General features: G+C 68.7%; 21 protein-coding genes and 2 pseudogenes. 13 read left to right on the top strand and 10 right to left on the bottom strand.

The window, feature by feature from the left end; genetic code table 11:
- The first annotated feature begins 19 nt into the window (after positions 1 to 19).
- The 3 genes from ACW9PK_RS05390 (at position 20) to ACW9PK_RS05380 (ending at position 3,030) form a co-directional block, all read left to right on the top strand.
- On the top strand, positions 20 to 970 hold the full coding sequence (locus ACW9PK_RS05390; RefSeq protein WP_457016938.1) for an NAD(P)H-binding protein: 951 nt from the start codon (positions 20 to 22) through the stop codon (positions 968 to 970).
- A complete protein-coding gene (locus ACW9PK_RS05385; RefSeq protein WP_085106900.1) occupies positions 971 to 1,384 on the top strand; it encodes a hypothetical protein in 414 nt (137 codons plus the stop codon).
- Positions 1,385 to 1,575: 191 nt separating this feature from the next.
- Positions 1,576 to 3,030 carry a YeeE/YedE thiosulfate transporter family protein gene (locus tag ACW9PK_RS05380; protein WP_368844615.1) on the top strand — a complete coding sequence of 485 codons (1,455 nt, stop codon included), beginning with the start codon at positions 1,576 to 1,578 and terminating at the stop codon, positions 3,028 to 3,030.
- 178 nt (positions 3,031 to 3,208) lie between these two features.
- Here the strand turns inward: ACW9PK_RS05380 and ACW9PK_RS05375 are convergent, their stop codons facing one another.
- Positions 3,209 to 4,774 carry an MFS transporter gene (locus tag ACW9PK_RS05375; RefSeq protein ID WP_457016935.1) on the bottom strand — a complete coding sequence of 522 codons (1,566 nt, stop codon included), beginning with the start codon at positions 4,772 to 4,774 and terminating at the stop codon, positions 3,209 to 3,211.
- Between the two features lie 146 nt (positions 4,775 to 4,920).
- On the opposite strand from ACW9PK_RS05375, the gene ACW9PK_RS05370 reads away from it, so the two are divergent.
- Genes ACW9PK_RS05370 through ACW9PK_RS05360 form a run of 3 tightly spaced genes read left to right on the top strand, consistent with a single transcriptional unit; the run spans position 4,921 to position 6,976 of the window.
- Positions 4,921 to 6,147, top strand: a complete 1,227-nt coding sequence (locus ACW9PK_RS05370; protein WP_085106897.1) for an inorganic phosphate transporter — start codon at positions 4,921 to 4,923, stop codon at positions 6,145 to 6,147.
- Positions 6,144 to 6,416, top strand: coding sequence for a hypothetical protein (locus ACW9PK_RS05365; protein WP_064845450.1), 273 nt, complete (start codon positions 6,144 to 6,146; stop codon positions 6,414 to 6,416). Before ACW9PK_RS05370 ends, ACW9PK_RS05365 begins: the two co-directional genes overlap by 4 nt.
- Positions 6,413 to 6,976: a DUF3349 domain-containing protein gene (locus ACW9PK_RS05360; protein ID WP_457016932.1), complete on the top strand. Its 564-nt coding sequence runs from the start codon at positions 6,413 to 6,415 to the stop codon at positions 6,974 to 6,976. Before ACW9PK_RS05365 ends, ACW9PK_RS05360 begins: the two co-directional genes overlap by 4 nt.
- Positions 6,977 to 7,158: 182 nt before the next feature.
- On the opposite strand, the gene ACW9PK_RS05355 is transcribed toward ACW9PK_RS05360, so the two are convergent.
- Complete coding sequence (locus tag ACW9PK_RS05355) at positions 7,159 to 10,407, bottom strand: DEAD/DEAH box helicase (protein WP_457016930.1); 3,249 nt, start codon at positions 10,405 to 10,407, stop codon at positions 7,159 to 7,161.
- Positions 10,408 to 10,479: 72 nt separating this feature from the next.
- Positions 10,480 to 12,918: a DUF262 domain-containing protein gene (locus ACW9PK_RS05350; protein ID WP_457016928.1), complete on the bottom strand. Its 2,439-nt coding sequence runs from the start codon at positions 12,916 to 12,918 to the stop codon at positions 10,480 to 10,482.
- 94 nt (positions 12,919 to 13,012) lie between these two features.
- Here ACW9PK_RS05350 and ACW9PK_RS05345 point away from each other — a divergent pair, with 94 nt between their 5' ends.
- A complete protein-coding gene (locus ACW9PK_RS05345) occupies positions 13,013 to 13,891 on the top strand; it encodes an alpha/beta fold hydrolase (RefSeq protein ID WP_457016926.1) in 879 nt (292 codons plus the stop codon).
- Positions 13,892 to 14,015: 124 nt separating this feature from the next.
- Here the strand turns inward: ACW9PK_RS05345 and fmdA are convergent, their stop codons facing one another.
- The 3 genes and pseudogenes from fmdA to ACW9PK_RS05330 all read right to left on the bottom strand — a co-directional run.
- Entirely contained in the window at positions 14,016 to 15,272 is a 1,257-nt protein-coding gene (gene fmdA / locus ACW9PK_RS05340; RefSeq protein ID WP_193519229.1) for a formamidase, read from the bottom strand.
- A gap of 58 nt (positions 15,273 to 15,330) precedes the next feature.
- Entirely contained in the window at positions 15,331 to 15,624 is a 294-nt protein-coding gene (locus ACW9PK_RS05335; RefSeq protein ID WP_064845445.1) for an FmdB family zinc ribbon protein, read from the bottom strand.
- Between the two features lie 226 nt (positions 15,625 to 15,850).
- Positions 15,851 to 16,598 (bottom strand): annotated as a pseudogene (locus ACW9PK_RS05330) (aromatic amino acid lyase); the annotation flags it as partial.
- A 54-nt stretch (positions 16,599 to 16,652) separates the two neighbouring features.
- Here ACW9PK_RS05330 and ACW9PK_RS05325 point away from each other — a divergent pair.
- Positions 16,653 to 17,330, top strand: a pseudogene (locus ACW9PK_RS05325) (hypothetical protein).
- Positions 17,331 to 17,440: 110 nt separating this feature from the next.
- On the opposite strand, the gene ACW9PK_RS05320 reads toward ACW9PK_RS05325, so the two are convergent.
- Positions 17,441 to 18,187, bottom strand: coding sequence for a TetR/AcrR family transcriptional regulator (locus ACW9PK_RS05320; protein ID WP_457016923.1), 747 nt, complete (start codon positions 18,185 to 18,187; stop codon positions 17,441 to 17,443).
- An 89-nt stretch (positions 18,188 to 18,276) separates the two neighbouring features.
- Here ACW9PK_RS05320 and ACW9PK_RS05315 point away from each other — a divergent pair, with 89 nt between their 5' ends.
- The gene (locus tag ACW9PK_RS05315) at positions 18,277 to 20,034 is read left to right on the top strand and encodes an oleate hydratase (RefSeq protein WP_098056007.1); all 1,758 of its coding nucleotides are present in this window, start codon (positions 18,277 to 18,279) and stop codon (positions 20,032 to 20,034) included.
- A gap of 47 nt (positions 20,035 to 20,081) precedes the next feature.
- On the opposite strand, the gene ACW9PK_RS05310 is transcribed toward ACW9PK_RS05315, so the two are convergent.
- Complete coding sequence (locus tag ACW9PK_RS05310; RefSeq protein WP_457017165.1) at positions 20,082 to 20,513, bottom strand: MarR family winged helix-turn-helix transcriptional regulator; 432 nt, start codon at positions 20,511 to 20,513, stop codon at positions 20,082 to 20,084.
- 220 nt (positions 20,514 to 20,733) lie between these two features.
- On the opposite strand from ACW9PK_RS05310, the gene ACW9PK_RS05305 reads away from it, so the two are divergent.
- Together ACW9PK_RS05305 and ACW9PK_RS05300 are read left to right on the top strand one after the other, a co-directional pair.
- On the top strand, positions 20,734 to 21,060 hold the full coding sequence (locus tag ACW9PK_RS05305; protein ID WP_457016921.1) for a hypothetical protein: 327 nt from the start codon (positions 20,734 to 20,736) through the stop codon (positions 21,058 to 21,060).
- The gene (locus tag ACW9PK_RS05300; RefSeq protein ID WP_457016919.1) at positions 21,057 to 21,254 is read left to right on the top strand and encodes a hypothetical protein; all 198 of its coding nucleotides are present in this window, start codon (positions 21,057 to 21,059) and stop codon (positions 21,252 to 21,254) included. Before ACW9PK_RS05305 ends, ACW9PK_RS05300 begins: the two co-directional genes overlap by 4 nt.
- Positions 21,255 to 21,285: 31 nt before the next feature.
- Here the strand turns inward: ACW9PK_RS05300 and ACW9PK_RS05295 are convergent, their stop codons facing one another.
- The gene (locus ACW9PK_RS05295; protein ID WP_457016917.1) at positions 21,286 to 22,434 is read right to left on the bottom strand and encodes a dioxygenase family protein; all 1,149 of its coding nucleotides are present in this window, start codon (positions 22,432 to 22,434) and stop codon (positions 21,286 to 21,288) included.
- 486 nt (positions 22,435 to 22,920) lie between these two features.
- On the opposite strand from ACW9PK_RS05295, the gene ACW9PK_RS05290 reads away from it, so the two are divergent.
- Entirely contained in the window at positions 22,921 to 24,246 is a 1,326-nt protein-coding gene (locus ACW9PK_RS05290; RefSeq protein WP_457016915.1) for a cryptochrome/photolyase family protein, read from the top strand.
- 31 nt (positions 24,247 to 24,277) lie between these two features.
- Entirely contained in the window at positions 24,278 to 25,006 is a 729-nt protein-coding gene (locus ACW9PK_RS05285) for an SDR family oxidoreductase (protein WP_457016913.1), read from the top strand.
- 103 nt (positions 25,007 to 25,109) lie between these two features.
- Here ACW9PK_RS05285 and ACW9PK_RS05280 read toward each other — a convergent pair whose 3' ends face one another.
- Entirely contained in the window at positions 25,110 to 25,793 is a 684-nt protein-coding gene (locus ACW9PK_RS05280; protein WP_457016911.1) for a GNAT family N-acetyltransferase, read from the bottom strand.
- Between the last annotated feature and the right edge of the window lie 10 nt (positions 25,794 to 25,803).

Genomic DNA, 25,803 nt, shown 5'->3' with positions numbered 1-25,803 from the left:
GACATGACAGGCTGGTGCCATGAATGATTCCGCTGCAACAGTGCTCCTGGCCGGCTGCGGGGACGTGGGGACCGCCCTGGGATTGCGCCTCGCCGAACGCGGAGTGCGCGCGGTGGGCGTGCGTCGCCGCGCGGACGCGCTGCCCGAGCCCATCGAGCCGGTCTCTCTGGACCTCACCGACCCGGGGGAGGCCGTCCTTCCCGCGGCCGACGCCGTGGTGGTCACCCTCACCGCCGACGGCCGCGACGCGACCGCCTACGAACGCACCTACCTGGGTGCGCTGCGCGGGTTGCACCTGGCCCTGCCGTCCGACGCCGCGCCGCGCGTGGTGCTCGTGTCCTCCACGGGCGTCCTGGGCGGCACCGACGGTGAGGTCGTCACCGAGGCCACCCCGCCCGACCCTCAGCGCGCCACCGCCCACGTGTTGCTCGCCGCGGAGGAGCTCGCCGCCGATCTCTTCCCGGACCTGGTCATCGTGCGCCCCGCGGGGATCTACGGGCCCGGCCGCACGTCCCTGATCGAGCGGGTCCGCACGGCCACGCCTGTCACCCACCGGCGCGTGACCAACAGGATCCACCGGGACGATCTCGTCACGGTCCTCTCCACCGTGCTCGACGCTCCCGAGCCGCTGCGGTTGCTGCACGCCGTGGATCATGACGCCGCTCAGCTGGGTGACGTCGTCACGCACCTCGCGGCGCGGCTGGGTGTCGCGGTGCCCCCGGACAACTCGCCCGCGGGGGAGGGGCCGCTCGGCAAGATCATCGACGGGGCGCTCGTGCACTCCCTGGTTCCTCGATCCCGGTGGCGCTACCCCACGTTCCGGGAGGGGTACGACGCGCTGCTGGGAGCGTCGTCGCCGGAGGAGCGCGACGCCGACGCCGGGCGAGCCTCCGGCGATGCCGCCGAGTGTGACGCCGGGACCGGGCGGGGCGCGACGTCGAACGCCACGACCGAATCGCGAGGCGCGTGAATGGCCGCGGAGACCCACTGGTTGCTTCCCATCAACCCGGCCGCTCACGGGCAGCACATGCCCGCCGACTGGCGCACCCGCGAGGACGCCACGGCGGTGTGGGAGGCGATCGGGCGCTCGCAGCCCGCGGATCGGTGGTGCCTGCGCACGGGCTACCGAACCATGAGGGCGGGGGACACCATCTGGGCCTACCTGTCCCAGCGGCAGGAGCTGTGCGCCACGGGCGCCGTGCGGGAAGTCGTGCGGGAGGGCGATGAGTGGTTCGTGCTCGTGGACTGGGACGTGGAGCGGACCGCGCAGCTGTGCCGGACCCCGATCCCGCGGGAGGTTTTCAGGCAGGTGCCCATGTCCGTGAGTCGGGCGGGGGAGGGTGCCGTCGGGGCGCTGCGGGCGGTATCGCGCCGGACAACGTGACGCAATGTCGCTAATACCTCACGAGTAAGTACTTCGGGGCATTTCCGGGAAGTGTGACACTTTGTGACGACAACCTGGACGTTGCCCCCGGTGAGGAGTTGAGTATACGGAGTCTTTTTCGATCCCTCATCTCATCGTCCCTTCCTCCGAACGCGCCCTCTTTCCGGTGCGCGGGAAACTGGTACTCACCTATGATCCTTACCGGACTTGTCATCGGCGCGCTGCTGGGCATCGTCATGCAGCGCGGCCGCTTCTGCGTCACCGGCATGCTGCGGGACATCTTCCTGCAGAAGTCGTGGCGGACCTTCGCCGCGCTGCTCGTGGTGATCTCCGTGCACGCTATTGGTCTCACCGCCCTGACCTCCGCCGGCGTCATCTCCCCCAACTACCCCTCCTTCGCGCCCCTCGCGGTGATCGTGGGCGGATTCATGTTCGGCATCGGCATCATCCTGGCCGGCGGGTGCGCCTCCGGCACGTGGTATCGCTCCGGCGAGGGCCTCGTGGGCTCGTGGATCGCGCTGGCCATGTACGCGCTGTCCGCGTCCGCCATGAAGACCGGCGTGCTCAAGGGCTTCAACTCCGGCATGAAGCAGTGGGACACCGGGCTCACCACCATCCCCAGTGCCCTGAGCGTCTCCCCGTGGCTGTTCGTGATCGTCCTGGCAGCGGTCACCGGTGTGATGGTGCGCCACTTCCTCAACCGCGAGAAGAACACCGTGAAGCCCGCACGGCTGAACGGCCGTCCCGCATGGAAGAAGCCCCTGCACGTCTACACTGCCGGCGCGCTCGTGGGTCTGCTCGGCGTCATCGCGTGGCCGCTGTCCGCCGCGACCGGCCGCAACGACGGTCTGGGCATCACCACCCCCACCGCCAACCTGCTGAACTTCCTGGTCACCGGAGCGGACGGGAAGCTGGACTGGGGTGTGATGCTCGTGCTCGGCATCTTGGTGGGCTCGTTCATCGCCGCCAAGTCCACGGGTGAGTTCCGCGTGCGCGTGCCGGACGCCACCACCACGGTGCGCTCCATCGCGGGCGGCCTGCTCATGGGTGTGGGCGCGGCCCTGGCCGGTGGCTGCACAGTGGGCAACGGCATGGTCCAGACCAGCCTGTTCACGTTCCAGGGTTGGATCGCGCTGCTGTTCATCGCCCTGGGCGTGGCCGTGGCCACCAGGATCTGGCTCAAGCCCACCGTTACGCAGCCCGCCACCGGCGAAGACGGCACCTACTCCACTGCTCAGAGCCTGGACCACACGGTGGGCGCCACCGCACCGGACGACAACTCGATCGACGCCGCTCCCACCGCGGGGGCTCCCCGCACCTCGGGTGCGAACGTGTTCTCGGGCTTCGCCGCGGCACCCGCCGCGCTCATGGTCAAGGACCCGGCAGGTGCACCGTCGAAGAAGCTCACAGGCCTGGGGGACGGCTACTATGCCCTGGACTCGCTCGGTGCCGTGTGCCCGTTCCCGTTGATCGAGGCCAAGGATGTCATGCAGACCCTTCAGGCCGGTGAGCACCTGGTGATCGACTTCGACTGCACCCAGGCCACCGAGGCCATTCCGCAGTGGGCGGCCACGGACGGCCACGAGGTCACCGACTTCGTGGAGAAGGGCGACGCCAGCTGGCAGATCACCCTCAAGAAGGGCTGACCCACTCAGAGCCCCCGCTCACGACACCGCCGCGCCACCTCTGCGTTCCATGGACCCCGCACGCCGGGGGCCGAGGCAGGGAGGGCGCGGCGGCGTCGTCGTACCACCGGAACAGTGCGGAGCGTGGGCCCACCGGGGGGCGAGCGCTCCGGAGGTGCCGTGGTGTGCGCGCCGTGACTCAGGCGCGAGAGTCCTTCCGGGCGCGGTGGCGCATGTCCCGCAGGGCCACGGCCAGGGCGACGAGCACCACGAGCACCACAACGCCCAGTCCCGCCGCGATGCCCACGGACCAGCCCTGGCCGGCGATTACTCCGTACGCCACCGCGGTGATCATGGCGATGCCCACGGCGGTGCCCACGCGCTGACCGGTCTGCATCACGCCACCGGCGCTGCCCGCGTACTCGAGTGGCACCTCCGCGAGCGTGAGTGTCTGGTTGGGGCTCACCACGGCGCCCTGGCCGAAACCCACGAAGCCCAGGGTGAGCACGAGCCACCACTCGCTGATGTGCCAAGAGTCGTGCAGCAGGATCACCGCCATGCTCAGCAGCAGGCCCACGACCACGCTGAGCATGCCGAGCACCACGATCTTGCGGCCCATCCGGTTCACGCGGCTGCCGGCCAGGTTGGAGGCCACCGCGCTCGCCAAAGCATTGAGCAGGCCCACGCAACCGGCGGCCAGTGCGGTGTGGCCGAGCCCCTTCTGCATGTAGAGGGTGACAAGCACCCACACGCTCGTGATGCCCAGGAAATACAGCGAGATCAGCAGGGTGCCGTTGAGGAAACTGCTGACCCTGAAGATGTCCAGGTCCACCATGGGCTGGTGCCCAGAGGCCTTGAAGTGCTTCTCCCACGCGATCCACAGGGCCAGGAACATGGCGGCGACCGCGAGCAGGGCCCACACCCACGGGCTCGTGCCGGGGGAGCCGGTCTCGATGAACGGGAGCAGGGTGGCGAGCAGCGCGATGCCCAGGAGCACCGAACCCGTGGGGTCCATCTCCCGCAGGGCGTGGCGGATGGTGGTGCCCTCGGGCCTGCGCAGCAGCGGGCGGGGGAACCAGAGGAACGCGAGCACGAGCGCGACGACGCCCACGGGGACGTTCACCATGAACAGCCACCGCCAGCCCTCGGCCGCGCCGCCCGTCTGGATCAGCAGACCTCCCAGGACCGGGCCGATGGCCACGGAGACACCCACAGCGCTGCCCAGCATTCCGAACGCCTTCCCGCGCTCTGCGCCCTTGAAGTACTGCTGGATCATGGCCACGCCCTGCGGGTTGAGCAGCCCAGAGCCCACACCCTGCACGAAGCGGGCCACGATCAGCATGGTGGGATCCGGTGCCAGGCCCGCGGCGATCGAGGACAGCGTGAAGATGGCCACCCCGAGCATCCACAGGAACCCACGCCCGAACACGTCCCCGGCGCGGCCGCCCGCCACCAGGACCACACCGAAAGTCAGCGCGTAGCCGGAGAGGATCCACTGCAGCTGGGACTCGGAGGCGCCCAGTCCCTCCTGGATGGAGGGCAGCCCCACGTTGATGATGCTCACGGCCACCAGGGACATGAAGATGGCCACGAGCAGCACGGCCAGGATCCGCCACCGCCGCGGATCCGTGCCGTGGGCGTAGCCCCGGTGGGTCTGCGGATCCGGGCGCGGGCTGAGGATGGGCAGCTCGCCGGTTCCCGTGGCCGGGGAGCGTTCGTGCCAGGTCTCGCCGGGGTCCGGATCACGGTGGGAGTCAGAGGTCATGAACGCATTATGGGCCCGGTCTCAGACGCGCTGGGCGATGTTTCCCTGCGGCGGATCGTGCCGGACGCATGCCCCCCCGGTGCTGTCCCAGTGCCGTCCCGGGGGCGGTTTTGGTGCGCGGGACAGGGGGGCGTCATCCTGGAGGCATGACAGTTGAACTGGTGATCCTGGGCCTGGTGGTCGTGACCGCACTGGCTTTCGACTTCACCAACGGATTCCACGACACCGGCAACGCCATGGCAACATCCATCGCCACCGGTGCGCTCTCACCCAGGACGGCGGTTGCACTGTCCGCGGTGCTGAACCTGGTGGGGGCGTTCCTCTCCGTGGAGGTGGCCACCACGGTGACCAAGGACGTCCTGCTCATCCAGACCTCGGACGGCGGACTGGTTCACGGCCTGGACCCCACTCTCGCGCTGGTGCTGATCTTCTCCGGACTCATCGGCGGCATCCTCTGGAACCTGGCCACCTGGCTGTTCGGTCTGCCCTCCAGCTCGTCGCACGCGCTGTTCGGCGGGCTGATCGGCGCCGGCCTGGCCTCGCTCGGCGTCGCCGGGGTCAACTGGTCCGGTGTGGTCCAGAAAATCCTCGTCCCCGCCGCCCTCGCCCCGTTCATCGCTGGGTGCGTGGCCGCGGTGGGAACGGCGCTCGTCTACCTCATCAGCCGCGCCGCCTCGAACCGCCACAAGGACCGCGGCTTCCGTTGGGGGCAGGTGGGAACAGCGTCGATGGTGTCTCTCGCGCACGGCACGGGTGACGCGCAGAAGACCATGGGCGTGATTGCCCTCGCGCTGATCGCCCACGGGAACCTGAGCGTCCAGGGAATCGAGGACAACGGGCTGCCGCCGTGGATCATCGTCACGTGCGCCGTGGCCATCGCGCTCGGCACCTACCTGGGCGGCTGGCGCGTGATCCGCACCCTGGGCAAGGGACTCGTGGAGATCGAACCGCCGCAGGGCATGGCCGCGGAGGCTTCCTCGGCCGCGATCATCCTCACCTCCAGCCACTTCGGCATGGCGCTGTCGACGACGCACGTGGCCACCGGATCCATCCTCGGTTCGGGCGTCGGCAAGCCCGGGGCACGGGTGCGCTGGGGCGTGGCCGGGCGCATGGTGGTGGGCTGGCTGCTCACCCTCCCCGCCGCGGCCGTGGTGGGTGCGGTGTGCTTCATCATCGCCCGGGCCGTGGGCGGGTTGCCGGGAGCCGTGGTGATCTTCCTGCTCTTGGCGGCGGCGTCCGCGGTGATCTTCCTGCGCTCCCGGCACCAGAAGGTGGACCGGCACAACGTCAATGCCGAGTGGGACGAGAACACCCACTCCGTGGCCCCCGGTGACCCGGACCGGGCCGACACCCAGGAGGTGGCTCGCTCATGATCGCCCAGATGGCGAAATCTGCCCTCGCCGTGCTGCTGGCCGGGCTCTGCTTCGGCGCCGGACTGCCCGCGCTGTTTACGGTGGGCATCGCCCTGTGGAGCCGCGCCACCCTGCCGCCGGGCCCGGACGGCACGGCGCGCAGGAACGCCGTGGCGCTCGCGGGCGCCGTGCTGTGCTTTGCCATCGTGCTCGCCGCCGTGGTGATCGGGGTCCTGTGGATCACCCGGAAGAGCTTGGACCACTACCTAGGGATCTCGGTGTTCGGATGATGACCTTCGACGCGGCGCTGGAGCACCTCCGAGCCGCCTATCCCCAGGGTGTCCCCGAGGACGCGCGCCCCGTTCTGGCGGAGCTGCTCGTGCGCACGGTGGGCTCCCGCCGCGCGGAGCGCCTCCTGGAGGCCCTCGAGCTCCCCAGCCAGGACACGCTCGTGGCCGCCTCCGCGTCCGCGAAGCAGCTTGCCGACGTCGCCGCCACCCTCGCGCGCGCCGGCTGGCCCCTCGCCGGGCCGGGTCCGGATGCCCCCGTCCGGCAGCCGGGCTACGTGGCCCGCGCCATGAACTGGCTGCGCGCGGACTACCCCCACGGCGTGCCCGCGCAGGACTACCTCCCGGTCCTGGCGGTGCTGCGCCCGCAGCTCAACGACGAGGACATGGCCGCGATCGCCGAGCAGCTCGCAATGGACGCCCGCACTGAGGGCACCTCCCTCTCCGAGGCGGACGCCCGCGCTGCGATCCACCGGGCCACGGAGGACGAGCCCAAGCCGGAGGAGATGGAGCGCATCCGGGCGATGCTCGCGGCCCACGGGTGGCCGTTCGAGGGGGAGTAGGGGCGGCTCCGCGGGTGGGGACCGAGCCGGACTGCGGAGGGCGGGTTCTACCCTGCGGCGGTGCCCCGCAACGGGGGCCCGACGCGTCAGGGGAAGTTCTGCCACCGACAGCGCGCCTTTCGGTGGCAGAAGCTCTCCTCGGACGCGGTGGCCTTGGCCCTCCTCCGGGACCGTTCAGATGATCACTTCAGGGCATCGGACAGGTCCGAGAAGTATCGGTGACCGGACCACTCCGAACGGTCACCAATGACGTACAGCCGGCGCCTGGCGCGGCTGGCCGCGACGTTCACCAGATTCACGGTTGACGCCGCCCAGGCCTTGGCCCCCGGGCTTGCGGGATCTCCTCCCAGAACCAGGATGACGACATCCGCCTCTCGGCCCTGAGCCGTGTGGATCGTGCCCGCCTGCAGACCGGGATACTTCTTGCGGTCCACGAGCTGCCGCAGATGGTTCGACACATCACGGAACGGGGATATGGCAATCACTCGTGACGGGTCCACGCCCTTCTCGTCCAGAAACTCAAGCGCCTTCTCCAGCCGCTTGACCTGCCCCATCTGCAGGTGTGTTCCGGGGGTGGTCGCGGGCTCATCCGCCCAGTAGCTCCACGCGACTGCCGGCCCCGTCCCCGTGTCCTCGAAGGGGTCGACGGCTGCGTCCTTGGCGCGGGGCTTTGGAACCCCGTTCACCATGATCCCGTTGTAGGCAATGCGGTTGCACAGGGAGAACATGGGGTCGTCGCAGCGCCGGTGCACCTTGAGCGGGGCGCTGACCCACACGTCCTGCTCGCCCTGCGGAAGAACGGTGCCGTAGGGAGAGATTCGGTCGGCAAGGGTCTGAACGGAGGCGCGGGGCGGTATCCACGTCGCAGAGACGCCGTACGCCGCAGCGATGTCTCGCCGCGATTTCGGGGGAATCGTGACCACCGGCTGCAGCTGCAGGGGATCGCCGACCGCGAGAACGCGCTGTGCGCGCCAGATGGCTCCCACCGCGAACTGGGGACACGCCTGTCCTGCCTCGTCGATGAGGAGCCACCCGAATGCTTCGGGGCCTACGTCACCGAACATTCGTCCCAGCGACGCAAAGGTTGATGACACCAGCGGCACCACCAGGAAGAACAGCTGCCATGCGGCGCGCAGTTTCTCCCGCTCCAGTTTCCGCGGGTGGTCTCCCGCCACCACTTCGCAAGCTGCTCTCAGTCCCTGTCTCATGGTGGTGGCAGTGGCGGCCATGAAGTCCTGGTGCAGCTCCAGGGCAGCGAGGAAGAGATCGGAACGCGCCTTGCTGAGATCGTGGTCGAGCCACGGGGCGTGCAACTCCCGGTCCTCGACGGACGCGTGGGCATCCGGGTGGTGCTTGCCGTATCTCGTGCGGTCCTGGGCGCACTGGGCCTCAAGGGAACGCCTGCGCGACGTCTTCATTGCCAGATCCCGTTCAGCTGTCTCCGCCTCCTGCCGGACACTGGCCAGATGGCGCTGGACGCGGTCGATTTCGGCCGCGTGGGACGCGGACCGTTGCCGGGCGGTCTCCAGTGCCATGCTCAGCGGGCTCAGGTGCGTTCGCCACTCACGTGGCGCGGCGCCCAGGGTGAAGATGGTTTCCAGGATGCCTGGCTTCTCGCCCATGTGCTGCTGGTAGGCGGCGGCCGCGGTGTCCAGCTCGTTCTGCAGGTCACCGGCTCTCAGGACCTGCGCGCGATGGATCTCGCGCGCCCGGCCTTCTTCCGCCCGGAGAGTGCGCAGGTGTTCTTCCCGGCGGGCGATCTTACGCACCAGTAACTGGACTTCTTCCCGTCGTCCTTCAGCGGCCTGGCGCTGCCCCATCAGGTTCTCCACGCGCTCCAGCGCACGCTGGAACACTGCTTGGGCTTCTCCCCAGGTGCGCTTCGGCCGGGTGCCCTCGGCCCAGTGCTTGAGAATGGTGTCGAGACCCTCCCTCTCCACCCGGGGCGAGGTCCTCCCGCCGCTGTGGGACGGAGCGCCGTCGGACCCGGTGGATCGGTCCCGCGACGCTTTTTCGTCGAACCAGAGAGCGCTCTGGAAAGCCATGCGGTTGGACTTCTTGCCCAGTCTGGCTGCCACCAGTCCCCAGCCTGGAGTGTCCGCCTCGTCGGCTGCTGATTTTCCGGCGGCCGCCCGCAGAGTCGCCGTCGCAATGTCCTTGAAGTAGTCGGCAGACTTCTCCCACGGCGAAGAAATCGCATCCGCAGAAGGGATTTCGACCGCCACGTTCTCCACAGCGGCGTTGTTCGCCGATGCCACGACCATCTCGAACCCCGTGAGCTCGGGAATGAGCTGCGGCACCGATCTGCTGTACCCGGACGCCGACGTCCAGCGGTGCATTGATCCGGTGAAGGCACGGGACGGATCGTCGAGAGCTGCGAGTCGGCGGGCTCGTTCCACCACGTTGCCCGCCAGCACATCCCGTAGCATCGTGGTCTTGCCGGTGCCCGGCGGGCCGTTGACGCCCATGACGCCGAGGTTCTGGCGCAGGTCGTTGAGGGCGCGGTTCACCGCGAACTGCTGGCTCAGGGCAAGCGGGTGCTCGGGGTTCGAAGGCCAGCGGCCCAAGGGCAGCTGGTCCACACGGGTCAGGGCATCGACTGCCTCGGGGTGCTGGATGACGTCCACTCGTCCGGCGGACGTCTCCTTCCCGTCCTCGGTCAGGTACTCCAGTAGGGCGGTTCCGCTGCGTCCCGCTGCCGCTGCCTGCCGTACGGTGCCCAGATCCTGCAGGTAGAAGCTGTTGAGGAAGTCCATGTCGCTGACGCTGTCGTGCGAGCGTACGGCGACCACTCGACTTTCGATGACGATCTGGTGGGTGGCGAGATCCTCGCGGCCCTGGACGCCGGCGCCGGCGTGTGCGGCCCGCAGAATGTCGTTCAGATACGCCTCGCCCAGCCGGGGAACCTCGTGCGAGCTCTCCTGCTCCAGACGACGGCCCCCCAGCTCGTCGAGGGCTTCCACGAAGGATTCCTGCGCCGCCTCAAAACCGGACATCCACGACGGATCCCGCGGGCCCGGGTGGAGGAGGCGGCCCACCGCCCAGAGACAGGACGAGAGCGTGGCGGTGTCCCCGATCAGCTTTCCGTCGTGGCCCACCAGAACCCCCGCGCAGGCGCTCCGACCGCCGGGGCGCTCGTCGTAGGCATCCGGATCGTCCGCGAACACCCAGTGCATGACCTCGTAGGTGTCCTCCACCTTGTAAACACCGAGATAGACCGTATGCCGCCACTCCCGCGGGGTATTTTCCATGGGTCGAGGCTCGGGCAGTGAATCCCACGGGAGGGGCGCATCGGATGTCCAGGCCACGACCTGCCGGTCCTCGGGCCGTGTTGACCGGGGCGTCAGTTTGGGGAGCGGCTGCGGACTGAACAGCTCCAGCATCCACCAGTAGTCCAGAATGCGCTGCTGCGCGGGACTCATCTGAGACATCGCCATTTCCCCATCCTGCCTCAGCCGGTGGCCACTTCTGGGGCGCGCCTCGGAAGGAGACGGTCCGAGATCTCAGGTGCTGGGACTCGTTTCCCGCAGGCGCCCCACCCACAGGGACAGGGTGCCCTCCACGGCTGCCTCGGCCAGGGCATCCGGATCCACGTGCTCCGTCTCGTCCACCTTGGAGGAGATGAGGGCAATGGTTTCCTCCGCATTCGCGGCGGCGCGTCGTTCCGGATCGGCGCAGAACTTGCGCACGCTGGTCCCCAGGGTCTTGAGTGGCTGCTCGTCCCGAAACGGGTGGAAGGACTGCATGAACTCCTCCACCGTTTCCTGCACCAGGGGGTCGTCCGTGGCCATGCCCTCGAGCTCAACGAGGCGGGGCAGGAACTTCACGATTTCCAGGTAGGGGAAGTTCTCGCCCTCGGCAGTTTCTGCGGTTTCCTGTTCCCGCTCCGCGGTCTCGTCCGAACGCAGGGTGATGATCAGCTCTTCGGGGTCCAGCTCCAGGTGGGAAAAAACCCTGCGCATCAGGGAGACCTTTGTCCAGGTGCTCGACGATGCGTTCCAGCCGATGCTGTCGTCCAGGCGGTACACGCCGTTCTCGTCCGGGTCGTAGGCCGCGCCCACGCGGAACCAGTCGGAGGTCCGGGCCCACTGGAGGAACTCGTCCCGGTGCTCAACCAGAAGGATCGTGAATACCCGGGCCGTCAGGTCCCGCCAGTTGGCCACCGTGGCGTGGTGCTCGTTCCACGTGAAGGACACAGCAGCCCTGCCCGTGAAGTTGGTGTCCGTTCCCAGTGCTTCCGTGGGCAGCTGCGGTCGGGCCGGTTCGAAGTCGCTCTCGGGATAGATCCAGTAGGTGAGCGCATCTGCGCAGAGACGGCGGGTCCGTGCCGCCAGCTGGTCCTCGCCCCAGTGTTCGGCGCTGCGCATCTCCAGGTTCAACCGGAACGGGGACTCCATGAATCCGTGCTTCATGGTGCGTTTCGTGGAGTACGAAGAGTTCGAGTAGGAGGAGTTGTACCCGGTCACGGTCAGGTTGCCGAGCCGGTTCAACCACTGCTCGTGGATGCGCTGGGCCTCATCACCCAGTTCGTCGTGCCATGCTTGCGTGAGCGTCTGCGGCATGACGTGCTCAATGGTGAGAGACCCGTCCTCAATGCCGTTGGCGATGTCTCTGGTGTCGTTGGAATCCAGGTTCTCCAAGCACTCGAACAGGTACTTCCGACGCTCGCCCTTGAAGTGGTACAGGTTCTTCACCTCAAGACTGCTGATGAACTCAGCGTCATCGGGGAAGGCTCCGGAGCCGGAGCGCTTCCGCAGCGAGTACCCCAGGACTTCGGCGAAGGAACGGTTTTCGGGGCGGATGCGCTTCACGTCCCTGTAGACCGTGGCAAACACCTTGTTCAGCGCATTCGTCGGAACTTCTGCAATGTAGCGACGGAAAATATACGACTCCACGGTGCGGATGCACTCGGCAAGATCGAGGTCCGTGATCTCGCCGGTCTCCCGCGACTCGAAGAGGGGCATGAGCAGGGGGAGCACGACATCGGTCTTCAAGAGGTTGAGCCGGCGAAGACGCAGGTCGATCTTTGAGCTTCCGGTGGTGGCGGTGCGGATCTGGCGGTAATAGGTGGAGTACTTCCGCACCCCGTCCAGCAGGCTCGCGCCCCGCAGCCCGGTGTCGGAAATGTACTTCTTGAAGGACTCGTAGACCTGGTCCTGGCGGGGGATGCGCGAGGTGCGGGTCACGAGGTACCAGCGCAGGAATGCCCCGGTGTCATAGTCGACGTTGACCTCGATGCGGTTCCAGTAGTCGCTGTAGACCCGTTCCTGCTCATGAACGTGAAGGCCCATCAGAACCAGGTTCCGCACCTTGTCCGCTTCGCTCAGAGCCAGCCCCGTGGAGTTGAGCGATTCGAAGATGCGCTGTGCATCGTCGTGCTGCTCCAGGTCCAGATGCATGACCTCGAGGCGCTCTACCGCGGCCCACAGGTCGTCCCCATCGATGGGCAGTCGGGGGATCTGATCCTTGAAGAAACGGTAGTTGGCGGTCACCGAGGACGTGTCGATGTGATCCGAGTCAGACCTGAACAGCAAGGCGTAGGCGTCCGCATCATGCTTGACGGGCTTGAGCTTGAACCGGGGTGTGTCCTGCTGCTCGTTGAGCAGCAGGAAGCTGGTGCGAATCCTGTGGGCGAGTCCTGGATCGCGCGACTCGAGGGTGCCCTCGTCCAGGAGGTCCGCAAGGGCCAGCATGAGCAGACTGACCGTGGTGAGTCGTTGCTGACCGTCGATCACCACCCACCGCCATGAACCCTCCGGCTGGCCCACCACGGCCCCGAAGAAATGCTTGGGCCGGCCTTGCTGGATGACGTTGACGAGGTCTTCCAGCAGCTGTTGGCACTGTTTCAGCCCCCAGTCGTAGTTGCGCTGGTACACGGGGATCACCAGCTGCCGCTCCTGCATCCCGTACACCTTGAGAACTTCAGTCACCTGTCCGCGCATGGGGCAAGTTTACGAGTCGCGGGAGCAGACGCTGGGGGGCGCCTCCCAGGGGCCTGAAGCGCCCGGCGGTCCCCGGGGCGCGCACAATGGCCCCATGTTCGAGAACTTCGAGACCCACCGCATCCCGGTCCCCGGGGCCACCATCCACGTGCGGACCGGCGGGCGGGGCGAGCCGCTCCTGCTGCTGCACGGCTTCCCGCAGACCCACGCCATGTGGCACCGCCTGGGTCCGGCCCTCGCGCGGGGCCATCGTGTGGTCGTTGCGGACCTGCGCGGCTACGGTGACTCCACGGCGTGCAGTGAGGACTTCAGCTTCCGGGCCATGGCCGCGGACATGGTGGCCGTGATGCGCCACCTGGGCCACGAGTCCTTCCACGTGGTAGCCCACGACCGCGGCGCCCGCACCGCCCACCGCATGACCCTGGACGCCCCGGACGCCGTGCGCTCCGTGGCGCTGCTGGACATCCTCCCCACCCCCACCGTGTGGGAGCTCGTGGACGACTGGCTGGCCACCCGGTACTACCACTGGCTGTTTCTGGCCCAGCCGGCACCCATGCCGCAGCGGCTCATCAGCGCCGAGCCCCTCACCTTTCTCTACGCGGCTCTGGAAGGAATGGGTGGCACTCCCGGTTCCCTGGACACGTTCCACCCCGAGGCGCTCGCCGCCTACGAGGCCGCTGCCCAGAACCCGTCCGTGGTGGCCGCGTGGTGCGCGGACTACGCCGCGGCCGCCGGGGTGGACCGGGAGCACGATGACGCCGACCGCGGCACCTCCCGCAACCTCCCCGCCCTGCTGCTCTGGGGCGGCGACGGCGTGGTGGGTGCCCAGACGGATCCGCTGGAGGCGTGGCGGCCGTGGCTGCCGCGGATCACCGGTCGGGCGGTTCCCACCGGGCACTTCATGGTGGAAGAGCGCCCGGACGAGGTGCTGGCGGAGATCCAGGAGCACCTGGTGGCCGCCGCACGGGATTGAGGGGACCACCCGTGAAACATGCGAGTGCACCTCCACCGGCGGGAAACCGCGGTTCCCGTGGCGGAAGCGCACTCACCTGTGAGAGTCGTCCCAGCGGCGTCGTCCGCGAGGGCCCGTGTGGGGATCAGCCCGGGTTCATCGCCCGCGGCGCGCCCATGCCCGGGTCCACCTGCGTGGGGCCGCTGGCAGAGGGGCGGATGTCCACGTCGAAGATCTCCGTGGGCAGATACACCGTGGCGCACGAGTTGGGGATGTCCACCACCCCGGAGAAGCGACCTTCGATGGGGGCGGCGCCCAGCAGCAGGTACGCCTGCTCTTTGGACCAGCCGAACTTGGCGAGGTAGTCGATCGCGTGCAGGATCGCGCGCTGGTAGGACAGGTGGGAGTCCAGGTAGCGCTGCTCGCCGTCGAGCGTCACGGACGTGCCGGAGAACGCGAGCCACTCCGAGTACACCGGACCGTTGCGCCCGGGCATGAAGATGGCGTTCTCGCTCACGCCGTAGGTGTCCATGCCGCCCTTGATCACGTCCACGTGGATGTCGATGAACCCGCCCATCTCGATGCCGCCGCAGAACGTGATCTCACCGTCCCCCTGGGAGAAGTGCAGGTCCCCCATGGAGAGGTTCGCCCCGGACACGTACACCGGGTAGAACACGCGCGAGCCCTTGGTGAAGTTCTTGATGTCCTGGTTGCCGCCGTTCTCGCGCGGGGGAGCCGTGCGGGCGCCCTCGCCGGCCACGCGGTCGAAGTCGGTGCCGGTCAGCGAACCCAGGATCGCGGCGTCGGGTTCGGGTGGCAGAGCCAGCGGGGGCACGCGCTGCGGATCGGTGGCGATCAGATCGCCCTCGCGCTTGTTCCACGTTTTCAGCAGCTCGGAGGACGGCGCGGTGCCCATGAGACCGGGGTGGACCATGCCCGTGAACTTCACGCCGGGGATGTGCCGGGACGTGCACTCGCCACCGCGGAAGTCCCACACGGCCTTGTAGGCGTCCGGGAACTGGTCCACCAGGAAGCTGCCGCCGTTCTTCTGCGCGAAGATCCCGGTGTAGCCCCAGCCCTGCCCGGCCAGCGGCCCCTCCTCCTGCGGAATGGGCCCCACGTCCAGGATGTCCACGATCAGCAGGTCACCGGGCTCCGCGCCCTCGATCCGGAACGGCCCGGACAGTGCATGCACCCGGTTCAGGGGTGCGTCCCGGATGTCGTCCGCGGAGTCGTCGTTCTTGATGGCGCCGTCGAACCACTCGCGGCAGTCGATGCGGTAGCTCTCGCCACGTTTGAGCGTGGCCACGGGCGGGATGTCCGGGTGCCAGCGGTTGTGGCCGGTCAGCTTCTGCTCGGTGAAGGGCTTGGTCGAGTCCAGCGGGAAAATCACTTCTGGCATGGTCCGTGACCTTTCTGGAGAGCCCCGCGGGCGGTTCCCGCGCGGCAGTGTGGGGAAGCTACGGCCGCGGCAGTTTCGCGTGCCGGGGGTCCCGGGTCACGGCCGGGGCCGCGCCGGGGGCGCCGGGCTGGCGGGGCAGGGATCGGACGACGTCTGGCGCGTCAGCCGTGCGGGCAGCGTCGTCAATCACGCGTGCCCGGGCAGAGTTCGCGCGGGACAGGCCCACAGCGGAGAACACGCGGCGGGCATCCGCGCCGCACGCCGGGCAGTCCTGGGAGCGCGGGACCTGCGCCATGGCGTGGTGGGCGTCGAACGGCCCGCAGGCCTCGCACCGGAACTCGTAGACGGGCATGGGCGCTCCCTTCACGCGTGTGAGCCACAATACAACTCGCTCTGAAGAGGGGAAAGGGCCGGGCGTTCGGGGTGGGTGGCGCGACGCGCAGGGAGAGGTTCTGCCCCCGACAACGCGATATTCAAGGGCAGAACCTCCCCGCAAACGCGGCGTCCCTCACCCTACGTACTGGCTGTGCGCGGGGAGGCACGCGGGCGACGTCGTGCCCCGCCCCCGCGCGCTCCGGTCAGTTCAGCGGGCCCACCGCGGACTCGACCGTGCGCACCAGGCGCCCCGAAGCCACGTACTCCTCGGCGGCCTCGATCTCCGGCGCCATGAAACGGTCCTCACCGGGTGCGTCCACGCGGCCGTCCAGGTCCGCGATGACCGCCGACGCCGCCGCGCCCGGTTCCAGGGGCGCGCGCAGAGCGATCGCGCGGGCGGAGGAGAGCAGCTCGATGGCGAGCACGCGGCGCAGGTTCAACACGGCCTGACGTAGCTTGCGGGCGGCGTGCCAGCCCATGGACACGTGGTCCTCCTGCATGGCCGAACTGGGGATCGAGTCCACCGAGGCCGGCACCGCGAGGCGCTTCATGTCCGAGACAAGCCCGGCCTGGGTGTACTGGGCGATCATCATCCCGGAGTCCGTGCCCGGGTCCTCCGCGAGGAACGGGGGCAGGCCGTGGGAGCGGGCCGGGTCCAGTATGCGGTCCGTGTGGCGCCCGGACATGGACGCCAGGTCCGCGATGGGGATGGCCATGAAGTCCAGCACGTAGGCCACGGGGGCGCCGTGGAAGTTGCCGTTGGAGCCCACGGTGTCGTTGTCCAGCACCACGGGGATGTCCACGGCCGCGGCGAGCTCCTGCTGCGCGACGTTCAGGGCGTACGCCACGATGCCGGAGCCTTCCAGCGCAGTGAGCATGTTCGCAGCGGCATACTTCTGGCCCGGGTGGGGGGCGCAACGGCTCGTGCAGCTCGGGGACGAACACGCCGTCGGGCGTTCCGATGGTGCGGGCGAGCGAGGCCCGGCCCTGTCCCGTGGGCTGACCATGCGTCACATCCAGTTCATCGCCCTGGGATCGGCGATCGGCACGGGACTGTTCTACGGTTTCGCGACGGCCATCCAGAAGGCCGGACCCGCGGTGATCCTCGCCTACCTCCTGGCGGGCGCGGCCGTGTACATGGTCATGCGAGCACTCGGTGAGATGGCGGTCCGTCACCCCGCGCCGGGTTCCTTCGGGCAGTACGCCGTTCGTTACCTGGGGCCCTTCGCCGGATTCGTGACGGGGTGGACGTTTGTCTTCGAGATGATCGTGGTGGCCATCTCCGCCATCAACGCCGACTCCTCCGGTGCGGGCCGCATGCTCTTCGGCCTCGCGGAGCAGGGCCAGGCGCCCTGGGCCTTCACCAGGGTCTCCCGCAACGGCGTCCCGTGGCTCACCGTGGTGGTCAGGGGCATCGCCCTGGGCATCGGCGCGGTGCTCAACGCTGTGATCCCCGAGGACGTGTTCCTCATCAGCGCCTCGACCGCTACGTTCGCCCCCGTGTGGGTGTGGCTCGTGATCGTGCTGCTCGGCTGATTCCCGGACACCCGCGTGGCGCTGATCGTGGGCGTCGTGTGGCTCGTGCTCCTGGGCGTGGGCTACGCGCTGTTCGTCCGGGGCGGCGGCCGCCACCGCCCGCCGCTGGACGACCACACCGCGCTGATCACCCTGCCCCGCAGCTGATCCCTGCGCTCCAAGAGCCCCGGCCCATCTGCGAGCCGGGGTTCTTCAACGCCCGCACGGCGACGCCGCACCGCCGGGTCCGCGCGCAACCCCGCCTTCCCGGGTACGGACTACCGGGCGGTCGCCGGGAAGGCGGGGGCAGCGGCATCGTGCGCGGGAGGAAGTGCACTGTCCACGCCCGCGGCCACGAGGGCGACGATTTCCCGCATTCGCTCGAGCACCAGGCGCAGCTCGGCGCGGCCCTGGCGGGCGCGGTTGAGCTCTGCGAGCCCACTGGTCACGATCATCCGTGCGCCCACATCCAGAGGCGTAGTGCCGGCGTGCGCGGCGGAGCGGCAGCCCGCGAGCATCCGCGCGATGTGGATCTCGAGCTTCTCCACCAGCACCAACACCTCGCGGCGGTGGGGGAGGTCCTCGCCGAAGAGAATTTCCCGCGCGATCCACACGGTGGTCTCTGGCCAGTGCACGGCCATGTCGAAGACCGGGGCGAGTGAGTCCATGATGGCGTCCACCACCGCAGCGGGGGAGCGGTGGCCGGGGTCGGGGGTGGCGTCCAGGGTGTCGTTGATGTGGTCCGCCCAGATGTTCTCGGTGACCATCATCAGCAGCTCCGCCTTGGTGGCGGCGTACTGGAACACGGTGCCCGCGGCCACGTCCGCGCGGGAGGCGACCTCGCTCATGGACATCTGCGCGTAGCCCTTCTCGCTCATGAGCGAGCGGGCGGCGGCCAGGATGCGGGCGCGTTTCTGCGCCTTGGCGATCTCGCGGCGCCCGGGGCCGCGCGGGCTCACGCGGGCGGCCACGTGTTCCAGGGGGCGTGCTCTGCGCCGGGGCGTCGGGTTCTGAATTTTCTCCACCGGATAATTGTATTGCACTCAAAATTGAGTATGCTCAATTATTAACGCAGGGAGCGCCAAGGTGACGCCCCCGCGGAAGGAGGAACGACATGCAGTTCACAGCAGGCAACTACGAGGCCTTCATGCGGCCCCGCCCGGCGGAGCACGCACAGGACACCCGCGCGTGGATCGTGGGATCCGGTCTCGCCGGACTCGCGGCGGCAGTGTTCTTGGTCCGGGACGCCGGCGTGCCCGGCGAGAACGTGACTGTGGTGGAGAAGGGCCGGCTGCCCGGCGGTGCCCTGGATGGGTTGGACGTCCCCGAGAAGGGGTTCGTGATCCGTGGCGGCCGTGAGCTCGAGAACCACATGGAGTGCCTGTGGGACATGATGCGCTCCGTGCCGTCCCTGGAGATCGAGGGCGCGTCCGTGCTGGACGAGTTCGCGTGGCTCAACCGGGACGACCCCAACTACTCCCTGCGCCGCGCCACCGTGAAGCAGGGCCAGGACGCGGGCCACGAGGGCAAGTTCGACCTCCCGCAGCGCGCCCAGAAGGACCTCCTGCACATCTTCCTGGCCACGCGTGAGGAGATGGAGGGCAAGCAGATCCAGGAAGTCATGAGCAAGGAGTTCCTGGCTTCCCCGTTCTGGATGTACTGGCGCACCATGTTCGCGTTCGAGGAGTGGCACTCCGCGCTGGAGTTCAAGCTCTACCTTCACCGCTTCGTGCACCACATCGGCGGGCTGCCGGACTTCTCCGCGCTGAAGTTCACCAAGTACAACCAGTACGAGTCCTTCGTGCTGCCCCTGATCTCCTACCTCACCGAGCGCGGTGTCACCTTCCAGTACGACACCGATGTCCGCGACATCGACTTCGCCCACCGCAACGGCGAGATCCGTGCCACCGCGATCCACTGGGTGCGCGAGGGCTCCACCGAGACCCAGGAACTGGGTGAGCACGACCTCGTGTTCACCACCATCGGATCCCTCGTGGACAACTCGAACGACGGCGACCACGCCACGGCCGCCACGCTAGACCGCGGCCCCGCCTCGGCCTGGGACCTGTGGAAGCGGATCGCCGCCAAGGACCCGTCGTTCGGGCGCCCCGAGGTGTTCTGCTCATCGATCGACGAGACCAAGTGGGAGTCCGCCACCGTCACCACCTTGGACGAGCGGATCCCCGAGTACATCCGCAAGATCGCGCAGCGGGACCCGTTCAGCGGCCGGGTGGTCACGGGCGGGATCGTCACGGCGGAGGACTCCTCATGGCTGCTCAGCTGGACCGTGAACCGCCAGCCGCACTTCAAGAAGCAGCCGAAGGACCAGGTCGTGGTGTGGGTCTACTCGCTGTTCGTGGACACTCCCGGTGACTTCGTGAAGAAGACCATGGCCGAGTGCACGGGCGAGGAGATCACCCAGGAGTGGCTCTACCACATGGGCGTTCCCGTGGAGGAGATCCCGGAGCTCGCGGCCACCGGCGCCAAGACGGTTCCCGTGATGATGCCGTACGTGACCAGCTTCTTCATGCCCCGCCACGCGGGGGACCGCCCCCGGGTGGTGCCCGAGGGTGCCCGCAACTTCGCGTTCATCGGCCAGTTCGCCGAGACCGGCCGCGACTGCATCTTCACCACCGAGTACTCGGTGCGCACCGGCATGGAGGCCGTGTACCAGCTCATGGGCGTGGAGCGCGGAGTTCCCGAGACGTGGGGCAGCACCTACGACGTGCGGGTGCTGCTCGAGGGCCTCACCCGGCTGCGGGACGGCGAGAAGGTCCGGGTCCCCGGGCCGGAACCGCTGCGCAAGCGGCTGCGTCGTCGTCTGGAGAACGGTGAGGTGGGAGAGCTTCTCGAGGAGTACGGCGTGCTGTGATCCTCAGCGCGGGCTGAGCGACCCTGCACGGGTGCACCCGAAAGCCGTCACAGTACGTGGCACAGATTCTGGGCCAGCATGTGCAGGGTCTTCGTGTCCCTGGGGGACATGTCCAGCTCGTCCAGCAGCTGGCGCTGCATCTCCGCGGCCGGTTCCTGCAGGGCACGCCCGGCGTCCGTGAGAGAGATGACCACCGAGCGTTCGTCCTGCTCGCTGCGGCGGCGGGTCACGAAGCCCGCCGCCTCCACGCGGCGCAGCAGCGGGGAGAGGGTGCCGCTGTCCAGGGCGAGGGTCTCGCCCAGCTGGCGGACCGAGCGGTGGTCCTGCTCCCATAGCACGAGCATCACCAGGTACTGCGGGTAAGTCAGCCCGATGGCCTTGAGAGGTTCACGGTACGCGCTGGTCACCTTGCGCGAGGCGGTGTACAGCGCGAAGCACAGCTGCGCGTCCAGGCGGAACTCGGGATCCATGCCCACCATGGTACGGGAGGTGCCCACCACGGCGGGGTTGTGGAACAACGAGAACACGTCGCGTATAGCTATGGCCCCGCTCACAGGGTGTCCGCATCCTTCCGCTCTGCCCTTCCCCCAACAGTACGGAGACCCCGGTGCCGGAGCATGACCATGACCGTACGTCCACACCGGCCGGAGGATCCTCGGTGACCGCAGCCACCGCCGCGCTGGCTGCTCCGGTCTTCTGGTGGCACCGATGATGGCGGTCATGCTCACCGGTCAGCGGATCATGCTGATCATCACCCAGTGGCTGGTGTACCCGCTGATCCTGATCTTGCTGGGCGTGACCCTGTACCTGATTCCCGCGTGGAACTTCAGTGCGTTCCGGGGTGTGCCCTCCGCCGGGGACTTCCTGATGTCCGTGTGGATGATCATCCCGGTGCTTACGTTCGCGTTCAACCACTCGCCGGCCATCTCCCAGTTCTCCGTGGCCATGAAGCACGAGTACGGGGACCGCGCGAGCGGGCCTCCGTGGCGGCGTTCATCTTCATCACGGGTTGGATCGCGGCCGTGACCACCCCGAGCACCCTGTCGCTGATCGAGTCCCTGGCCGGGCCCGTGATCGCCGTGATCCTGTACCTCATGCCGATGCACGCCATCCATCGGATCCCCGCTTTCGCGCCGTACCGTGGTAAGGCCTCCAACGTGTTCGTCACGGTGGCCGGGCTGGTCGCGGTCAGCGGGATCGTCTACGGCCTGGTCCCCTGACCCGTCCCGCCACGGAGTGCGGTCCGCGGTCTCACTGACCCGGAGCTCCACCCCCGCCCGCGGCACCCGGACCGGCTCCGCCACCGGGAGCCGCGGCGTTCTGCGGCGCGGTGCTGGTGTCCACGGGCACGTCGATGGTAAGGGTGTACCCCTTGGCCACGCTGCCCGAGACCTTCGGCATCTGCATGTCCACCCCGTCCGAGAAGACGTTGTCCGTCTCCAGGGTGACCTGGGACATGTTCGTGGCGGAGTCCGGGTAGCGGGAGTCCTTGTAGACCGTGTTGGCCATCTCCTCCGGCAGCGCGATCTGCGAGGTCAGCACCGCGTTGGTGGCGTCCGTGATCGAGCCGATGTCCGGGAAGACCTCGAAGTGGATGTGCGGCCAGCGGCCCGCGTAGCAGCCCGGGACGATCGACGTGAAGGTGACCTTGCCGTCGTCGCCCACCACCTGGACGCCGCGCAGGTACGTCTCGTCCTCCACGCCCTCCGAGTACATGGAGTAGTTGCCGTCCGGGTCGCAGTGCCACACGTACACGGCCGCGCCCGTCATGGGACCGTTGTCCTTGACCATGTCCACGATGTTCATCGTCAGGGTCATGGCTACGCCGTCCACCGCGGCGCCGCCGTCGATGCTCGCGGTGATGTTGCTGCGCTCCACCCCGGAGACGTCCAGCGCGTCCGCACCGTTGGAGCCGTCACCGGGGTAGGGCCCAGCGGTCTCCTGAGGCATCTCCTCGTCGTAGGTCTTGGAGGGCGATGGCGTGGCGCTCGCGGTCTCGGACGCCGATGCCGTCGCGGAGGCGGAACTGGACGAGCTCGACGTCGTGGTGCCCGTGCACGCCGCCAGTGCGAAGACGCTCGCGCCGGCCCCGAAGATGCCGAGCGCGCGGCGGCGGTCGATCAGCGTTCCGAGGTCGAAAGCGAGGCCCTGGTCCTCCACGTCCTCGTGGGGACGGTCCAGGACCCGTCCCTCGAACGTGCCGGCTGCGGTTGCGGGGAGGGCCCCGGAGGCGTCGTGACCCCCATCGCGGGGGTGGCCGGTGTCAGGGCCGCCGGTGTCGCGGTGCCCGGGGTGGTGGCGGCCCGCGTGGTCGCGGTCGGTGCTCTGCGACTGCATGGCGCAGGTCTCGGAGGTGGCCGGGTAGGTGCGGATGCCGCGGCGTCGACGGATCGGGTTCATTACATGCTCCTTCGGAAGGCGCTCAGTGGCGCGTCGAAACCCCGACGCTACGGAGCCGGGCTGGATCCACGGTCCGACCGGCCTGTGCTGTGTGTGGGGTGTGCTTGTGCCGGGGCTGTGGATTGACGGGGAGCAGGCTCCGGGCCCCGCGCAGTGCCGGACGGCCGGGGAGGCCGTGCGTGACGTCGTCCGCAAAACCGGTGCGGACCGCGTGCCGTGGGACCGGCTCTACGGCGGGCTGTTGCCGTAGGCTCGACGCTCAGGGCGATCGTGGTGCGCAGCAGCCCCAGGGCCGGCGCGGCCAGTGCCACGATCAGCCACACGGCGCCGCGGGGTGCGAGGGAGTCGGACGTGTTACGCACGGCGCCGATGCCACACAGGCCGGTGCCCGGTCCCTTCTCACCGGTGGATGTGCCAGGCTGACAGGTGTCCCTTGACCGGCCTGGAATCCGGCACGTCCCACGCACGTCCCATCGAGGAGTTCGCATGACCACCGTGGTGCTGTTCCGCGACGACCTGCGGGTCACCGACCACCCCGCCCTGCACGAGGCGGTGTCCCACGGTGAGCCTGTGGTGTGCCTCTACGTGCTGGACGAGGAATCCCCGGGCATCCGGCCCCTCGGGGGTGCAGCGAAGTGGTGGCTGCATCACTCCCTCACGTCGCTGACGGCGGATCTCGCCGCCCTGGGGACGCCCCTGACCCTGCGGCGAGGGGCGGCGGGGGAGGTCGTGCGCGACGTCGTCCGCGAAACCGGTGCGGACCGTGTGCTGTGGAACCGGCGCTACGGCGGGCCCGAGCGCGCGGTGGACGCCGGGCTCAAGGACTGGGCCGGGGAGAACGGGGTAGAGGCGCACTCCTACGCCGGGAACCTGATGTTCGAACCGTGGGCCATCACCACGCAGGCCGGTGACCCCTACCGGGTGTTCACCCCGTTCTGGCGCGCGTGCACGAGCGGGCCGCCGCCGCGTGAACCGTATCCGGCGCCGTCGTCCGTGGTGCCCGCCGAGCCCACCCCTGCCTCCGACGCCCTCGAGGACTGGGGGCTCCTACCTACCGCGCCGGACTGGTCGGCAGGGCTGGCCCGCACGTGGACCGTGGGCGAGCGCGCGGCCCACGACCGCCTCGACGACTTCCTCGACGAGCGCCTGCCCACCTACACGCAGGACCGGGACGTCCCGGCGAAACCGGCGACGTCGGGCCTGTCTCCGCACCTGCGCTGGGGGGAGATCAGCCCGCACACCGTGTGGTACAGGGCGCTGTCCGGCGCGGAGAACCCGGGGAAGTTCCTCACCGAACTGGGATGGCGGGAGTACGCCTGGTACAACCTCTACATCCACCCGGACATGGCCACCCGCCCCATCAACCCCAAATTCGAGCGCTTCCCATGGCCTCCGCTGGACGACGACGCGCTCGCCGCGTGGCAGCGCGGGCGCACGGGGATCCCCCTGGTGGACGCGGGCATGCACGAACTATGGGAGACCGGGACCATGCAGAACCGGGTGCGCATGGTGACCGCGTCTCTATTGGCCAAGAACCTGCTGATCGACTGGCGGCTGGGGGAGCAGTGGTTCTGGGACACCCTCGTGGATGCGGACCCCGCCTCGAACCCTCACAACTGGCAGTGGGTGGCCGGTTCCGGGACCGACGCCGCGCCCTACTTCCGGATCTTCAACCCCGAGACCCAGCAGAAGAAGTTCGACCCGGACTTCGTGTACGTGGACCGCTGGAACGGGCGGCAGGAGGGCGTGGAATCCATCGTGGACCTCAAGGCTTCCCGCGCCCACGCCCTGGAGCTGTTCAAGACCCTGTGAACCTCGCACGCTCCACGCCTACGCTGGCCCCATGAAGATCGCCGTGCTGGGTGCCAGCGGGAGTTTTGGGTCCGACGTCGCCGACCTCCTCGAGGCCGACGGCCACGTCGTGGCCGGTCGGGGGTTGTTGCAGGCCTTGGCGGGTGTGGACGTGGTCGTGGACGCTTTGCACATCAATACGTTCGGTGCCCGCAAGTCCGTCCCGTTCTTCACGCGGGCCGCGTCCCAGACCGTTAAGGCGGCGCGCGAGCAGGGCGTGGGCCGGATCGTGTGCCTGTCCATCGCGGGTGCCGTGGATCCGCGGGTCAACGGCGGTTTCGGCTACTACAAGGGCAAGGCCGCGCAGGAAAGCGTGTACCAGCAGGCGGGGATCCCCTCCACCACGGTGCGCTCGACCCAGTGGTTCGATTTCATTCCCGCAACCACCGGCCTGGTCGCCCGCGGCCCGGTGGCCCTGATGCCCACCCTTCTCATGGCGCCCGCGCGGCGCGAGGAGGTCGCACGGTTCGTCACCGAGGTCGCCACCACCCATCGCGAGGCACGTCACGAGATCCTCGCGGCGCGCGGCCCGGAGGTGGACACCATGGCGAACTTCGCGCGCCGCATCCTCGCGGCCGGCGGTGACCTCGCGGGCCGCACGCCCAGTGTGCTGAAGGAAGCGCCGCTGCTCGGCCGGGCGATCGCCCACGGTGGCCTGATCCCACAGGACGCGTTCGTCACCTCGCAGCGCTTCGACGAGTGGTTGCGGACGGAGCACTGAGAGGCGGCACCGCAGCGGCCCGTCGTGTGACGGATCGATGTCGCGAGGACCGCTATCTCGCCGTCGTCAGAGCATGGTGCGGGGGCCTCTAGTGTGCTGGAGGTCAGTCGCCTTCGATCCCGAAGAAGCGGCGCAGCGCCTGCGTGCCCTCGTAGGTCACCAGCTCCCCGGGCCGCACGTAGGTGTCGGGCGTGACGACGACGCGCTGCTCCTCCATCCCGACCGTCCCCTCCCGGGTGTGCTGCACCCCGCGGACCCGGCCGTTGTCCACGTAACCGGTCTTCCGGCTGACCGCCGCCGAGGCGTGATTGCTTACGACGTACGCGGACTCGCACGTGAGCGCGTCCAGCTCATCGAATGCGAAGCCGACTGCCATTTGGCGCATGAGCGTCCCGAGACCCCTGCCTTGGTGTGCTCGGCCGAACCACGATCCCGTGGTGACCCAGCGGGTGAGGGGGAAGTCCTGGGCCATCACGTCCTGCACGCCGACGAGCTCGCCGTCACAGCGGACGGTCAGCGCCAGGTTCCAGCGATCCGGCGCGAACGTTGACCGTTGCGTCCACCACCAGGACAGTGACGTCGCCGGGAAACCGTCTGGTGTCCCGGGGGCGTACGGTTCCTCGTGCCACGCGCGCGGGAAAGGCATGGGGAGGCCGGAGACCGAGATGCCGTTCTGGACGAGTTCTACGAGCTCCGGGAAGTCCTCGTCCCGGAGCACACGCAGTTCCACGTTCCTGCAGGTGATGCGCAGTCCGTAGGGCGGGAAGATCTCCTCCAACGTGAGCATGTCAGGAAGC

It is taken from the genome of Kocuria sp. MNB10 (assembly GCF_054073685.1).
Note: the sequence above shows the minus strand (reverse complement) of the source record. Positions and strands in the feature narration are given on the sequence as shown.

Coding starts and splice junctions, on each gene's coding strand:
- ACW9PK_RS05365 (WP_064845450.1), top strand. CDS start 6,144: ATGATCGCCCAGATGGCGAAATCTGCCCTCGCCGTGCTGCTGGCCGGG.
- ACW9PK_RS05315 (WP_098056007.1), top strand. CDS start 18,277: ATGCAGTTCACAGCAGGCAACTACGAGGCCTTCATGCGGCCCCGCCCG.
- ACW9PK_RS05355 (WP_457016930.1), bottom strand. CDS start 10,407: ATGTCTCAGATGAGTCCCGCGCAGCAGCGCATTCTGGACTACTGGTGG.
- ACW9PK_RS05295 (WP_457016917.1), bottom strand. CDS start 22,434: ATGAACCCGATCCGTCGACGCCGCGGCATCCGCACCTACCCGGCCACC.
- ACW9PK_RS05335 (WP_064845445.1), bottom strand. CDS start 15,624: ATGCCCGTCTACGAGTTCCGGTGCGAGGCCTGCGGGCCGTTCGACGCC.
- ACW9PK_RS05280 (WP_457016911.1), bottom strand. CDS start 25,793: ATGCTCACGTTGGAGGAGATCTTCCCGCCCTACGGACTGCGCATCACC.
- ACW9PK_RS05350 (WP_457016928.1), bottom strand. CDS start 12,918: ATGCGCGGACAGGTGACTGAAGTTCTCAAGGTGTACGGGATGCAGGAG.
- ACW9PK_RS05290 (WP_457016915.1), top strand. CDS start 22,921: ATGACCACCGTGGTGCTGTTCCGCGACGACCTGCGGGTCACCGACCAC.
- ACW9PK_RS05390 (WP_457016938.1), top strand. CDS start 20: ATGAATGATTCCGCTGCAACAGTGCTCCTGGCCGGCTGCGGGGACGTG.
- ACW9PK_RS05385 (WP_085106900.1), top strand. CDS start 971: ATGGCCGCGGAGACCCACTGGTTGCTTCCCATCAACCCGGCCGCTCAC.
- ACW9PK_RS05375 (WP_457016935.1), bottom strand. CDS start 4,774: ATGACCTCTGACTCCCACCGTGATCCGGACCCCGGCGAGACCTGGCAC.
- ACW9PK_RS05345 (WP_457016926.1), top strand. CDS start 13,013: ATGTTCGAGAACTTCGAGACCCACCGCATCCCGGTCCCCGGGGCCACC.
- ACW9PK_RS05285 (WP_457016913.1), top strand. CDS start 24,278: ATGAAGATCGCCGTGCTGGGTGCCAGCGGGAGTTTTGGGTCCGACGTC.
- ACW9PK_RS05310 (WP_457017165.1), bottom strand. CDS start 20,513: ATGGTGGGCATGGATCCCGAGTTCCGCCTGGACGCGCAGCTGTGCTTC.
- ACW9PK_RS05360 (WP_457016932.1), top strand. CDS start 6,413: ATGATGACCTTCGACGCGGCGCTGGAGCACCTCCGAGCCGCCTATCCC.
- ACW9PK_RS05380 (WP_368844615.1), top strand. CDS start 1,576: ATGATCCTTACCGGACTTGTCATCGGCGCGCTGCTGGGCATCGTCATG.
- fmdA (WP_193519229.1), bottom strand. CDS start 15,272: ATGCCAGAAGTGATTTTCCCGCTGGACTCGACCAAGCCCTTCACCGAG.
- ACW9PK_RS05370 (WP_085106897.1), top strand. CDS start 4,921: ATGACAGTTGAACTGGTGATCCTGGGCCTGGTGGTCGTGACCGCACTG.